We start from the raw sequence: 14177 nt of genomic DNA, 5'->3' as shown, positions 1-14177 counted from the left end.
TGCGCAAGTGGGTGCTGGCCGTAGATCTGCTAGCTGAAGGCAAGTTACCGCTGCGTCACAAGCCTTTGGACTATCCCATGCCTTCATTTGCGGTGGAATCGTTGAATGACGATGAATTTGTGTCCGAAGATTCTAACGCGGAACGTATGAATCAGCTGATTAATGCGGTCACAACCATCCCGCCGAAAACACTGGGTCGTTATTATCAATCCTGGTTGCCACTGCTGGAAGAAGCCTACGGTGAGTTGGGTAAAGAAGACGATTTTAATGAACGGGTGGATGAAGCTGTCGAGCGTATCCTGGCTGCCAAAGACATCGACGATGATGAAAAGCTCGTCCAGCCTCATGTTTTCTATGAATTTGAAGACAAGAGTCTGGAGCAAAAAACGGCACTGGATAAGGCGCTGTGGCGCATGGGCAAGGAAAACCGTGAAAAGCTACAGGCGTATCTGAAAGAGCTTAAGTTTTACTTATAAGACGTCATAATCTTATCAGGTAAGACGTCATAATCTTATCAGGCGTCAAAATCGCCGAGTAACCGCAAAAGGGCTTGCCATTGGCAGGCCCTTTTTTTGTGTCCGAGTCTTAATGTCTTTTGTTTAATATCATTTTTTCGACGTTGGTCGAATAGTGCTCAGCCGTTCTTGCTCGTACACTGAGGAGACTTGTTATTCGTAGTGAGAGGTCATCAAGAATAATGAACACTTATGAGCAAGAATACACGTTATCCATTGATCAGCCCGAGGCCTTTTGGGCCAGTAAGGCTCGCGAGTTGGAGTGGTTTAAAGAGCCTGAAACGATTCTAAGCCAGGATGAAAACGGTATGGATCGATGGTTTGCCGATGGCGAAATGAATACCTGTCGTATGGCACTGGATGTTCATGTGGCCAACGGTCGCGGGAAGCAGGTGGCACTCTACTATGATTCACCGGTTACAGGAGTCAAACAACAACTCACTTATGAAGAGTTGTTAAAAAAAGTTTCTGTTTTTGCCGGAGTGTTAAAAAACCAGGGCGTCAGAAAAGGCGACCGGGTCCTGATCTATATGCCCATGATTCCGGAAGCGGTGGTGGCTATGTTGGCTTCCGCTCGTCTTGGGGCCATTCATTCGGTGGTTTTCGGAGGGTTTGCGGCGAACGAATTGGCTGTACGTCTTGACGACGCACAACCCAGAGTCGTCCTTTCGGCCTCTTGTGGAATCGAAATTGACCGGGTGATTCCTTACAAGCCGCTGCTGGATGATGCAATTGATCTGGCTGATTATAAACCTGAAGCCTGTATTATTTTCCAGCGGGATCAACAATCGGCTGAACTGTTGTCGGGACGTGACTACGATTGGCAAGAGCTTGCATCACGCACACAGCCAGTACCTTGCACACCCGTAAAAGGCACTGACCCGCTGTACATTTTGTACACTTCCGGCACAACGGGTAAACCCAAGGGCGTGGTTCGCGATAACGGTGGTCACGCCGTAGCGATGAAATACAGTATGAAAGCCCTCTACGACATGAATCCGGGAGAAGTCTTCTGGGCGGCTTCCGATGTTGGCTGGGTAGTGGGGCACTCCTACATTGTCTACGCGCCTTTGCTGTCGGGTTTGTCGACGGTGTTGTACGAAGGTAAACCGGTGAATACACCTGACGCAGGTGCTTTTTGGCGAGTCGTAAACGAGTACGGAGTCAAAGCTTTGTTTTCGGCGCCGACGGCTTTTAGGGCTATCCGCAAAGCCGATCCGGATTCAACGCTATTAAAACAGTATGATCTTTCCTGCTTAAAGACGGTCTTTATGGCGGGAGAACGTCTTGATCCTCCAACGTATGAGTGGGTCAAAAACCTGTTGTCTGTACCTGTGATTGATCATTGGTGGCAAACAGAAACCGGTTGGGCGATCTGTGGGAACTTCATGGGGATTGACCCCAAACCCTGTAAAGCTGGTTCCGCCACATTGCCATCGCCGGGTTTTAATGTGCAGATCCTCGACGAGGCAGGTTTTCCTATGGAGCCTAATGAGCAGGGGGCCGTTGCTCTTAAGCGGCCTTTACCTCCCGGATGTTTGCCTACAGTGTGGGGCGATTTTGAACGGTTTCAAAGTGGCTATCTTTCGACGTTTGATGGTTATTATGTCTCGGGCGATGGCGGCTATCGGGATGACGATGGTTACGTATTTATCATGGGCCGCACGGATGATGTCATTAATGTGGCTGGACACCGTTTGTCTACCGGTGAAATGGAAGAAATATTAGCTGGGCATCCCGCGGTTGCGGAATGCGCCGTTATTGGTGTGGCTGACGAACTGAAAGGACAGCTGCCTCTTGGTTTGGTTATTTTGAAAGATGGTCAAACAATGGCTGAAGTAGAGCTTCAGAAAGAGTTGGTGGCTAAGGTTCGAGATAGCATAGGTGCAGTGGCAAGTTTCAAGAAAGTCCTTGTTGTTGAACGTTTGCCGAAGACTCGCTCAGGGAAGATTCTTCGCAAACTATTACGCCAGATTGCTGATGGCGAAGATTACTCAGTACCATCAACCATTGATGATCCTGCCGGTCCTCCGGAGATCGCAGGTGTGTTGTCCGATCATGGCTATGGTGTAGGAAGTTTGAAGAAGTAGAGTTATTCGGGGACAGTTATTCAGGGACAGGCGATGCAGAAGTAGAGCAATAGGCCTTATCACGACTCATGCGTTTATGATCGTAAAGCCTGTATCGATATTGTTGATACAGGCTTTTTTATGTCTATTTGTTTGGCGATATCTTGCATGCAGATTTAGGTTGAGTATTATGGGCGTCGATTTGTTGAAGTCTTCTTCGGAAGTTTACAGGGAATTCGTGACAAACGAAGCTGTCCCCGCAACTGTATTCGTGGAGCTGTTTATCGCTGTCGTAGTGCTGGTTTGTTTTTTGAAACTGACCTGCGACGGTTAACCACTGAGAGTGATTGATCGGTTTTATCGTCAATCACTCTTGGGAAGGTGATAAACCGCGTTGAAACGAGAGCCAGAATACCTGCTTCAACAAGCGTTGTTATCTGATGGTCGGGGGGTGCAATCAGAGCGGATCTCCGTTTGGCGACGTAACATATACCTGTCGTCAAACTCCTGGCGTGTTAGGCTTATACAGCAATGATTATTGCGTATAAGACCTCCCTTCAAGTGAGCCGGTTTTTTGTTATCAGGTGCTTTTAGTCTACTTCCTATCTGTCGCAAGACGGATGGAATTTTAGTGCACAAGGAATATACATGACAAAACCATTAACGATCCACGCTCTTTCTGCAGCCGTTGCGATCCAGTGCGGGCTCGCATCTTCAGTTGCCGTCGCAGCCGGCGTTCCCGGATTGATTGAAGAAACATTGGTGGTAGGGCAACTGCTAAAGCTCGATGGTGAAGCTACCTCGGCTTCAGTCGGTACCGTGTCTCAGGAGCAGCTTGCTTACCGGCCTTTGTTGCGTCCTGCTGAAGTACTCGAAACCGTACCTGGCATGGTGGTCACTCAACACAGTGGTGACGGTAAGGCCAATCAGTATTTTCTACGTGGCTTCAATCTGGATCACGGCACAGACTTCGCAACCTATGTTGAAGGTATGCCCGTCAATATGGTCACTCATGGGCACGGACAGGGTTACGCTGATCTCAACTTCCTGATTCCCGAACTGGTTCAGTCCATGACCTATAAAAAGGGTCCGTATTACGCCAGCGAAGGGGATTTTTCTTCCGCTGGCAGTGCGCATGCCCGTTATACAAAGGCGCTGTCGGATACTCAGCTCAAATTGACCGTGGGCGAGCACCAGTATCAGCGGGCTCTTTTGACCAGCGGTGTGAAAGTCGGTGAAGGCAATCTGGTTGTTGGTGCCGAAATGCTGCGTAACAACGGCCCCTGGGATTTGGAAGAAGACCTAAAAAAAAATAACGGCGTGGTTAAGTACACTCAGGGAGACCAAAGCGGTGGTTTCAGTGTGACGGCCATGGCGTATGAAAATGAATGGAATTCATCTGATCAGATTCCCAAGCGTACTGTGGATCAGGGGGAAATAGACCGGTTGGGTTACTTGACGCCTTACGACGGTGGCGATACGCACCGATACAGTCTGTCATCCGGAATGTGGGGCGAGTTGGGTGAAGGCCGCTTTCGAGCCTCTGCTTATGTCATTGATTATGCTTTGAAGCTCACCTCAAATTTTACCTACTTTGCGAATGACCCGGTCAATGGTGACGAATTTACTCAATTTGATGATCGTACCATTTGGGGTGGGGAATTCGTTTACGACGGAGTTTTCAGTGAGTCTACCAGCTACCAACTGGGTACCACTCTGCGTTATGACGACATCGGAGAGGTCGGTGTCGGTTCGAGTCAGAAAGGCCATTTGGCAGATTTGTGGGTCAGCGATAGTGTTGAAGAATCTTCAGTCGGAATCTTTGCCAGTCTGAATCATGTCTGGACGCCCTGGCTGAGTACTGAATTGGGTGTACGTTATGACTATTTTTCGTTCGATGTGGATAGCGATCTTTATCCTGAGAACTCTGGTCATGATTCAGAAGGCAAGGTTAGCCCTAAGCTGAGCATTACATTGGGCCCTTGGGCGGAAACCGAGTTCTTTATTAACTACGGTAAAGGCATTCACAGTAATGATGCTCGAGGAGTTGTGGCGACCATTGATCCGGTCAATCCAGGTGGCACCCTCGATTCAGTTGATCCTATTGCTCAGTCTACCGGCTATGAGCTGGGGCTTCGCACTGCCATCATTTCTGGTGCGCAGATTTCTATGGCGTTATTCCAGCTGGATCTCGATTCTGAACTGGTCTTTGTCGGCGATGAAGGAACCACGGAGCCTCGTGGAGCAACTCGCCGTCGCGGTTTGGAAATCGGTATTTATTACGAGTTGAATGACTGGTTGATTGTGGATGCCGATGCTGCGCTGAGTCAGGCCCGTTTTCGCGATGAGCAATACGACGATGCTGGTGGCCCAATCGGCAAGCATCTGCCGGACAGCATGGAACGTGTTTATTCCGTGGGGCTGACGGCCAGTTTCGACTCAGGTCTACATGCGGGATTGCGTGGTCGCTACTTTGGGCCGCGGGATCTGAATGAGGCAGGGTCGATTACGTCAGATTCGACCACAACGCTAAACGCCAATCTGTTTTACGAGTGGGCTAACGGCTGGACAGCGGGTGTTGAAGTACTGAACCTTCTGGATTCAGAAGATGATGACATAACGTATTACTTTGAATCGCTGACCGCTTCGGAATTGGCGGCCAATATGGCTCCGGTTGAAGATTATCACTTTCACCCGGTGGAGCCTCGCACGTTCAGAGTGACGCTGGGTAAGAGTTTTTAGTTTTTCTGCTTAACTTTTGGTCTTTCTGCTTAACACTTGGTCTTTCTGGGAGGCTCTTAGTTTCTCCGCTTGAATAGCCATTAGCAATAAAAAACCTCTCTGTTCATTCTCAACGATGGCCATGGCCAGTGATGAACAGGGAGGTTTATGTCGTTTGCAGCCGGCTTACTGTGCCGGTCTTTCCCATTCCCGGGTTTGTGCAATAAACCCGAAACCTGCTTTGAGCTTCAGAGTCTCGCCATCCAGCCATAACTTGCAGTCGTATTCACTGCCGCTTTCAGGGTCAACAACACGACCATCTACCCATTCATCATCATCGGCAGTCAATCCGGTAATGAATACAAGGCCTTCGATTGGTTGATTGTGGCGTTCACCGTCGCACTCTTGGCAGACTGCGCCTTGTTTGTTCTCATCATAAAGCTTGAGGATACGTCCATTGAGTTCATCACCATCCAAATAAAGTTCTACCAGAGATAGCGGGGTGCCATCGCGATCCAGGGTGTTCCACTGGCCGAGTACGGCTTCGTTACCGGCAAAAGCACCGGTAGTGAGCAGTGGCAGGGTTAACGCGGTGAAAAGAGCAATGAAATGAGTTCTGAACATGAAATTCCCTTACTTTATTATTTGAATGATGAAATTCGATTCTGTGTCGGATGCAGATTTCCAACACAGGTATAATACACCTCAAGTCTAGCATTCTGTATTGGAGTGGAAAACGCAAAATGCTGACTGAAAAGTCATTGGTCACTGTCCCTGGCAGGAGGGAATCGAGCTTGAAAACAACCCCGGAATCGACGCGTACTCAAGAAGAACACATTGTCACGCAGGTGCAGTGCTGGTTGCAGGATGTGGTGATTGGTCTGAATCTGTGTCCGTTTGCGTCCCGTCCTACCAAGGCTGGTCAAGTACGTTTTGTGGTTTCTGATGCCAAAGATGAAGAGGCGTTACTGCAGGATTTGCAGAGAGAACTGGAAAGGCTGGAGTCGACCCCAGCTTCTGAATTGGAAACGACGTTACTGATCATCCCTCATATGCTGAGGGATTTTATGGATTACAACCTCTATCTCAACTGGGTGGATCAGTTGGTTGTGCGACGAGGTTGGGAAGGGGAGTTTCAGGTGGCGACCTTTCATCCCGAGTACCAGTTCGAAGGTACAGCTCCCGGGGATGCTGAAAATCTGACCAACTGCTCGCCGTATCCCATCTTGCATTTACTGCGAGAAGCGAGCCTGGAAGCCATGTTAGAGCGTTACCCGGACAGTGATGAGATCCCTGAAAACAACATCCGCCGTATGCAGCAATTATCACAAAAGGAGAAGCAGGGCCTGTTTCCTTTTCTGTTTGCCGGTCAATGAAACGGTGTCATTAACGAGCTCTTTATTTGAGCAGAGTAATTTTGTCGGGCTCAATCAGAATGCGCTTGGCCTTGTACAGACTGCCCAAAGCTTTTTTGTAAGCACCTTTACTGACGTTGTACTCTTTGTAAATATCGTCCGGTGCACTCTTGTCAGTCAGATTAGAGGTGCCACCGCGGGCTTCAAGATGCTCAAGAATTTGCTCGGTGAGCTGTTCCCGTTGTTGCACTGGGGGTAGCTGCAGGCTCAAATCTATTTTTTTGTCCGGGCGGATCGCCTTGATGTAACCGGGTGTTCTGGCACCGTATTTCAGCGGTTTGAAGGCATCGTCTTTGAATAACAGTCCCAGGTGAGTGTTGTTGATCACCGCTTTATAGCCCATGTCTGTGCGACCGCAAATTTGCAGTTTCACAGCTTGCTGGGGTTTAAAGTAAAGAGACTCTTCCTTCAGGTGACGATTCAGACGGCTACTGGCCACGATACGGTTGGTGTAAGCATCCAGATACACATACACCACGTAAGACTTCCCTTCTTCCATGGGATTGCTTTGTTCGTTGTAGGGCACCATCAGGTCTTTGGGCAGTCCCCAGTCGAGAAAGGCTCCCACGCGGTTCACGTCTTTCACTTTCAGGTAGGCGCATTCCCCTACAGTGACTTTAGGGCGCTCTGTCGTGGCGATGATTTCGTCTTCGGAGTCCAGATAGATAAACACATCCAGCTCATCGCCTATGTCGGTATTTTCGGGGACATAGCGTTTGGGCAGCAGGATGTTGCCAAACTTGTCGCCTTCCAGAAACAGACCGAAATCAACCAGTTTGACCACTTTGAGGCGGTTGAATTTACCAATTTGAACCATGGGGATTCTCCCGCGAATGACCGAAAACGTGGAGTTTACGGTCAGACTGCGGGGGAGTAAACGCCTCTTTGGCGGAATTGGTGTTTTTATGGCCTTCGTTTGATCTGTGGCGATTACCAGGTATCGATATAGCGAAGCTTTTTACCGCTGCGAGGTTTGGCTGGCGCTGAGCTTTTCAAGCCGCGGATGATCCATCTGCGTGAATCCGCCGGATCAATCACCTCATCCAGCTCCAGTGTGCTCGCCATGTTGATGGCTTTGCCTTTCTCGTAGGATTTGGCGACCAGCTTGTCGAACAGCGCGTTGCGTTCATCGAGGTCTTCCAGTGCTTCCAATTCTTTCTTAAAGCCCAGACGGACAGCGCCCTCAAGACCCATCGCGCCAAACTCACCAGTGGGCCAGGAGACTGTGAATACGCCTGCGTGGAAATTGCCGCCGGTCATGGCCATGGCGCCGAGTCCGTAGCCTTTGCGCAATACAATGTTGAACAGAGGGATCTCCATATTGGCCGCGGTGACAAACATACGTGAGAAGTGTCGCACCTGAGCGGATTTCTCGGCTTCGGGTCCGACCATAAACCCGGGTGTGTCACACAGGCTGATAAGAGGCAGGTCAAAGGCATCACACAGTTTCATAAATCGTGTGGCTTTGTCGGCCGCGGGCGTGTCGATGGCGCCGCCCAGGTGGCGTGAGTTATTGGCGATCAAACCAAATGGCCGACCTTCAATACGGATCAGGCTGGTGATCATGCCGGAACCAAAGCCGGCCCGTAATTCCAGTACGGAATCCACATCCGCCAGAGACTCAATAATGGCTCGAATATCGTAGCTGCGCAGGCGGTTCTCGGGGATTAAATGCCGCAATTTCCGGCTGTCATCAGCTTCCCAGCTCTGAACACATCCTTGAAAGTAGGAGAGGTATTTTTTCGCGGCTGCTACCGCCTCGGTTTCATCCTCCACCAAAATATCGATGACACCATTGGCGGAGTGCACATCGCTGGGCCCAACTTCCGAAGCATCAAAGACACCCAGGCCACCGCCTTCAATCATGGCGGGGCCGGCCATGCCGATGTTGGAATTCTGGGTAGCGATAATCACATCACTGCAACCGAGAATGGCGGCATTACCCGCAAAGCAGCGTCCCGCTGTAATACCGACAATCGGTGCCTGACCGGAGAGGGTGGCCAGTGAACTCCAGGTGTCGAGATCCAGTCCGGCAACGACGGGGTAATCGGTATCGCCGGGACGGCCACCGCCGCCTTCCGTGAAAAACACCAGGGGCATTTTTTGCTGGTTGGCGAGGCGGAACATACGGTCGGTCTTCTTGTGGTTCATCACTCCCTGTGTACCGGCAAACACGGTGTAATCGTAAGACATTACCAGACAGCGGCTTTTGTCTTCACTGAATTGGTCGCCGTTGATACTTGCGGTACCGGTAATCAAACCGTCAGCGGGGCTGACGTCGATCAGTTCTTCGATGCTGCGACGTCGGCGCTGAGCGGCAATGGTCAGAGAACCGTATTCCTGAAAGCTGCCTTCATCGACGAGATCGGTGATGTTTTCTCTCGCGCTGCGCATGCCTTTGTTATGACGCTTTTCCATCGCCTGAGGTCTGGCACTGTCACCAGTTTTGGCTCTGCGATCAAAAAATTCCTGTAAATCAGGGCGAATCAGTTCCAGGTTGATGTGGTTTTCTTCGGTGGTGAGACCCGCGTTGTCATGATCCACTTCCAGATACATCAGGGATTCGTCTTTCGATACCGCATCGCCGGTTTGAAACTCGATGCGCTGTACGATGCCACTGACCTGGGCGGTGATGACGTGCTCCATCTTCATGGCTTCAACCACCGCGACGGCTTGTCCGGCCAGTACGGTATCGCCTTCGGATACGGATACCTCCACGACCACAGCTTGCATGGGAGCGGTGATACCTGACCAGTGTTCGGGAGCAGTTTGCTCCTGACGGCTGGCGTGCGCGGCGACCTGGTTGGACTCGGTGTACAGAGCTTGCCAGGGGCTGGCGGCAGTTATTAAGTCATGGATGTGCTGATCAATATACTGGGTGTTGATCTGATTATTTGCTACGTCGGGATGCGTCAGCAGGGCATGCAATAACGGTACATTGGTATCGATACCGTCAATGGAGCACTCCCGTAAACTGCGTTCCGCTTTGCGGATCACGTTGGAAAATTCTGGCGACGCAGAATGGACAATCAATTTAGCCAACAGCGAATCGTAATAGGGGCTGCTGCGAAAGCCGTTAAAGCCACAGCTGTCGATACGAATGCCGGGGCCACTGGCTAACTCAAAACGGGTGATCTCGCCTCCGGCAGGGGTAATGTTGCCGCTGCTGTCTATGGTTTCGGTATTGATACGCGCCTGTAAGGCATAGCCTTGGGGCGAACGAATATCGGCCTGGGTAAGATTTAGCTCGCTCAGGGATTTGCCGCTGGCGACTTGTAGTTGGGCTTGTACCAGATCTACGTTATACACAGACTCGGTGACAGTGTGTTCCACCTGTACACGCGGGTTTGCTTCCATAAAGAAAAATTGCTGTGTATCGCAATCCACGAGAAATTCGAAGGTGCCCAGTCCACGATAATTTAATGCTCCTGCCAGAGTCACTGCGGCAGCACACAAGCTTTCACGCAAATCCTCAGACACGCTGGGACTGGGGGCGATTTCGATCAGCTTTTGATGGCGACGCTGGAGGCTGCATTCTCGTTCACCAAAGTGGCTGACCTGTCCTTGACCATCCCCCAGGATTTGAATTTCGATATGACGGGCATTGACGACTTTTTGTTCCAGGTAGACATCAGCCTGACCAAAAGCGGCCAGAGCTTCGGACTGGCAGCGTTTGAATTCTTCTTCCAGTTCATCCGGATGGTGTACCGCACGCATACCGCGGCCACCACCGCCGGCAATGGCTTTGATCATGATGGCTGCGGCGGGATTCGTTTCCAACAGTTTTGTGTAAAAAGCGTGGGCGTCCTCGAGAGTTGCTGCGTTCTGGGTGCCGTTGAGCAGTGGCACATCACAGCGGATTGCCAGTTCGCGGGCAGAGGCTTTATTGCCGAAGGCATCCAGAGTTTCCGGTGTGGGTCCGACAAAGGTCAGATCGTTCGCTTCGCAGGCTGCGGCAAAGTCACGGTTTTCACTGAGAAAACCGTAGCCGGGGTGAATGGCATCACACCGGTGTTGTTTGGCCAGTTCGATAATCTGTGGGATATCCAAATAGGCACTGACGCCGGTACCTTGCAGAGCGATGGCCTCGTCGGCCTTGCGTGGGTGAAGGGCGGGTTGGTCGTCCTCACTGTAGAGTGCAACAGAAGTGATTTGCAGCTCGGCGGCGGCTCTGGCAATACGAATAGCAATTTCACCGCGGTTGGCGATCATCAGGCGCTGGATAGCCATAATAGGGGTAAGTCCTTAATTTTTAACAATGCGGAATGTTTACACGGCTCAGACTCTGGTGCAACCGACAAAAAAATACCCGCACAGGGCGGGTATTGCAGTTTGCAGCAGAAAGAAAGGTTTAAAGGTTGATGACATCCAGTCCCAGAGCTTTTGCCTTCTCCAGCTGAGCAGAGCCGGTGACGACGGCCACGTTGGCTTTATCGGCTTGCAAGTAGGTTTTCGCCACGCGTTTTAAATCGTCGATGGTGACTTCCAGTACTTGCTGACGGAAAGTTTCCCGTTTCTCTTTGGTGCGTCCAAACAGTTCCGCGTGGAAGGTTTGTTTCGCTTCGCCAGCAGGAGAGCTGGGTTTGTCCAGTGAGCTGATTACGCCCAGAATGGATTCTTCAAGCGGCTGGTAGTCGTGATCTGTGTTGAGTAACCACTCAATGGATTTGTCAAAATCCTGAAGGGTTTCTTCCATGCGCGGATCGCGGTAAGAGAACAGGCGGAAGGCGGCAATGTTGCTGTCCTGCGCGGCACCGCCGCCATAGGCACCGCCTTGTTCGCGGATGGTACGGTGCAGGTAGCCGTTGCGCATAAATCCACCGAGAACGGTCAGAGCCGCTGCGTCCGGATGTTCCATCGGCACGGTGGGGTAGGCTTTCGCACAGAAATTGACCTGTGTGTTGGTGATCCAAGCCTGAGTAATTTGCTCACTAACCGGTTCGAGAGAGAAAGGCTCACACTCGCTAGTTTGAGCGGTAGGCCACTGGGTTTGAATGGCTTTTTGGTAGTCAGCCAGCGCTTCTGGCTCGGAAACCAGTAAATACTGGCGCGGAGCGGAGAGTATCAATTGATGCAGTTCGGCCAGTTGGGCGGAAAAAGCTTTCAGCTGTTCTTGATCTTTTAAGGCATCGTCCAGCTTTTTGATGGATTGAATGCCCGCCAAACCGTTCAGCTTGTGAGAAATATGCGCCGAAGGGCTCATGCCAGCACTGGCTGCCGCCATGGCCAAGCTGTGGCCATTACCGGTGACGCTTTGCTCGCGGCGAGCACGAACCTGGGAGATGAGCTCCTTCAGACGATCGGTTTCATCAAACCGAACATCGTTGAGAGTAGCCCACATCAGTTCGCTTAAACCGGATTGCTGGGCTTTCAGGGCTTTGGCTGACAGGGTCAGGTTGGCCTGTACTTTCTGTACGTCGTCGCTGGCACCGCGTATGGAGGTGTAGGCCGAAATCGAGCCAGCCACCTTGGCTTGCCAGCGTTGAACATCCAGATAGGTTTTGTCGCCAATACCCAGTTCGGTCAGGAACATGCCGTAGTAGGACAGGGTTTGCAGCTGATCATCGGTGAGTTTGGGCAGTTCAATAATGATTTGCTGATACACCAGACCATTGGTGCCCGCGGCGTAGTTCGTCAGTGGTGTTGGCAATTTTTCCACGCTGTGATGCGGTGTGTAGTGCATGGCGGTGGGAATGTCATCAAGACCCACTTTCGGCAGAATACTGTCGTCGTCGATCTGTACCTGACGGGCTTGCAGTGCTTCGGCCTGTTTGACGATGGCCTGTTTTTCGTCATCGCTAAGCGAGGATTTGATCTGATCGAGTCGAGCTGTTTCAGCTGCGGATTTGCGGCTTGCCAGCTTGTCGTCCGGACGCAGGGTCAGGCGCACACGGTGTTGATTTTCCAAAAGCAGTTGGCGAGCCAGACCTTTGATAAATTCCGGGTCCTTGATGTCGTTGTGCAGTTTTTCCAGCGCCGGATCCAGATTCAGCAAGCCAATGGGATCGCCGCGATGGGTGGTGGAGGTGAGTGCGGTCATAATGATTTGCAGACCATAAGGGAAAGAGTCACCACCCACTTCCCGCTGATGCAGTTCTAATTGTTGCAAAGCAGCATTCAAATCTTCGTAATCGATGCCTTCATTAGCCACTTTTTCGATCACGTTAAGGATCATGGCTTCTACTTGATCCGCTTTGTCGGTATCACTGCCTTCCAGACCGCAGACAAACGTCAGCTCTTTTTGCGAGTCGTCCAGGCCACACAGTGGTGATGGGGCAGCGCCCAGATCTGAGGTTTCTAGCGCATGCTGTAGCGGCGAGGCACTGTTGTCCAGCAGGATACTGGCGAGCAGCTGGGCTTCCAGAGTCTCTTGCAGATCGGTGCTTTTGCCCAGCAACCAGGCCAGAACCACATGAGTTTTACCGCTCAGATCACTGCCTTCTTCGGCGGGATAAGCTTCTTCTACGCGAACCGGAGCCAGATAGCGCTGCTCGTCAGGGACAGAGATTACCTTATCCAGTTTGTCGAAACGGCTCAGGGCCTGCTCTTCAAACTTGGCTTGCAGCTCTGCTGCAGGGATATCACCGTAGGTCATGAATACCGCATTGCTGGGGTGATAGTGGGTTTTGTAGAAATTTTGCAGTTGCTCGTACGTCAGATCGGGAATGGCGTCCGGCTCACCGCCACTGTTGAAGTGGTAAGTGTTGCTTGGGAACACGTATTTACAGAGGGTTTGCCACAGCTGTGAAGGCACAGAGCTCATGGCACCTTTCATTTCGTTATAGACCACACCTTTGTACACCAGATCGGACTCGGGGTTGCCGGGCTCGGCAAAATCAAAACGGTGGCCTTCCTGAGCAAAGTCCAGCGGATCCAGGCGGGAGAAGAACACCGCGTCCAGATACACATCCAGCAGATTGTTGTAATCCTTGCGGTTCTGGCTGGCAAAGGGGTAGGCCGTCCAGTCGGAACTGGTAAAAGCATTCATAAAGGTGTTCAGCGACCGACGGATCATCATAAAGAAGGGGTCGCGAACCGGATATTTTTCGCTGCCGCAAAGAGCCGTGTGTTCGAGTATATGCGCGACACCGGTAGAGTCCTGTGGAACGGTCCGCAGGGCTACAAGGAAGACGTTTTCGTTATTGTCTGAGGCGATATGGATATGCTGTGCACCGGTTACGCGGTGACGATACTCCTCTATGGTCACTTGCAGGGAGTCAATGGGTTGGCTGCGTAATTTCTCAAAAGCCGGGTGTGCTGTAGTTGATTCTACTGTGGTTGATCCTACTACTGTCATTCGAAACCTCAGAATACGTTGCTTGGCGCTCGGGGAAGTGGGGCAGGAGTTAACAGACCCGAACCGGCGCAGTTCAGAGACAAGTGTAACGTACTCCGCCGAGCGGGGTCACGGGATATGGCGAAATACGGGCTCTGCGGCGGGTTTGGACTGAATCGGA

At 51.3% G+C, this 14177-nt stretch carries 8 protein-coding genes and 1 riboswitch; of the genes, 4 read left to right on the top strand and 4 right to left on the bottom strand.

Annotated elements, in window-relative coordinates; translation table 11 throughout:
* The 3 genes from ACTG33_RS05110 to ACTG33_RS05100 form a co-directional block, all read left to right on the top strand.
* Positions 1-476, top strand: a 476-nt coding sequence (locus ACTG33_RS05110; RefSeq protein ID WP_439134116.1) for a DUF3014 domain-containing protein, incomplete at its 5' end; no start/stop codon positions are given.
* Between the two features lie 221 nt (positions 477-697).
* Complete coding sequence (locus ACTG33_RS05105; RefSeq protein WP_439134115.1) at positions 698-2605, top strand: propionyl-CoA synthetase; 1908 nt, start codon at positions 698-700, stop codon at positions 2603-2605.
* A 170-nt stretch (positions 2606-2775) separates the two neighbouring features.
* Positions 2776-3021: riboswitch (cobalamin riboswitch) on the top strand.
* Positions 3022-3232: 211 nt separating this feature from the next.
* Positions 3233-5326, top strand: a complete 2094-nt coding sequence (locus tag ACTG33_RS05100) for a TonB-dependent receptor (protein WP_439134114.1) — start codon at positions 3233-3235, stop codon at positions 5324-5326.
* Positions 5327-5491: 165 nt separating this feature from the next.
* Here the strand turns inward: ACTG33_RS05100 and ACTG33_RS05095 are convergent, their stop codons facing one another.
* Positions 5492-5929 (bottom strand): DUF2147 domain-containing protein, encoded by a 438-nt coding sequence (locus ACTG33_RS05095; protein ID WP_439134113.1) that lies wholly within the window; start codon positions 5927-5929, stop codon positions 5492-5494.
* A gap of 170 nt (positions 5930-6099) precedes the next feature.
* On the opposite strand from ACTG33_RS05095, the gene ACTG33_RS05090 reads away from it, so the two are divergent.
* Positions 6100-6681: a DUF1415 domain-containing protein gene (locus tag ACTG33_RS05090; protein ID WP_439134112.1), complete on the top strand. Its 582-nt coding sequence runs from the start codon at positions 6100-6102 to the stop codon at positions 6679-6681.
* A 22-nt stretch (positions 6682-6703) separates the two neighbouring features.
* On the opposite strand, the gene ACTG33_RS05085 is transcribed toward ACTG33_RS05090, so the two are convergent.
* From ACTG33_RS05085 to ACTG33_RS05075, 3 genes are all read right to left on the bottom strand, one after another.
* Positions 6704-7537: a CvfB family protein gene (locus ACTG33_RS05085; protein ID WP_439134111.1), complete on the bottom strand. Its 834-nt coding sequence runs from the start codon at positions 7535-7537 to the stop codon at positions 6704-6706.
* A 113-nt stretch (positions 7538-7650) separates the two neighbouring features.
* Positions 7651-10950: a carboxyl transferase domain-containing protein gene (locus ACTG33_RS05080; protein WP_439134110.1), complete on the bottom strand. Its 3300-nt coding sequence runs from the start codon at positions 10948-10950 to the stop codon at positions 7651-7653.
* A gap of 121 nt (positions 10951-11071) precedes the next feature.
* On the bottom strand, positions 11072-14017 hold the full coding sequence (locus ACTG33_RS05075; RefSeq protein WP_439134109.1) for an insulinase family protein: 2946 nt from the start codon (positions 14015-14017) through the stop codon (positions 11072-11074).
* Between the last annotated feature and the right edge of the window lie 160 nt (positions 14018-14177).

Origin of the sequence: Pseudomaricurvus sp. (assembly GCF_965662505.1) — a bacterium.
In the GTDB taxonomy this organism is placed as follows: domain Bacteria; phylum Pseudomonadota; class Gammaproteobacteria; order Pseudomonadales; family Cellvibrionaceae; genus Pseudomaricurvus.
Note: the sequence above shows the minus strand (reverse complement) of the source record. Positions and strands in the feature narration are given on the sequence as shown.

What these genes read in the sequence shown, in the direction of transcription:
- ACTG33_RS05105 (WP_439134115.1), top strand. Translation starts at nt 698, where the DNA reads ATGAACACTTATGAGCAAGAATACACGTTATCCATTGATCAGCCCGAG.
- ACTG33_RS05100 (WP_439134114.1), top strand. Translation starts at nt 3,233, where the DNA reads ATGACAAAACCATTAACGATCCACGCTCTTTCTGCAGCCGTTGCGATC.
- ACTG33_RS05095 (WP_439134113.1), bottom strand. Translation starts at nt 5,929, where the DNA reads ATGTTCAGAACTCATTTCATTGCTCTTTTCACCGCGTTAACCCTGCCA.
- ACTG33_RS05085 (WP_439134111.1), bottom strand. Translation starts at nt 7,537, where the DNA reads ATGGTTCAAATTGGTAAATTCAACCGCCTCAAAGTGGTCAAACTGGTT.
- ACTG33_RS05080 (WP_439134110.1), bottom strand. Translation starts at nt 10,950, where the DNA reads ATGGCTATCCAGCGCCTGATGATCGCCAACCGCGGTGAAATTGCTATT.
- ACTG33_RS05075 (WP_439134109.1), bottom strand. Translation starts at nt 14,017, where the DNA reads ATGACAGTAGTAGGATCAACCACAGTAGAATCAACTACAGCACACCCG.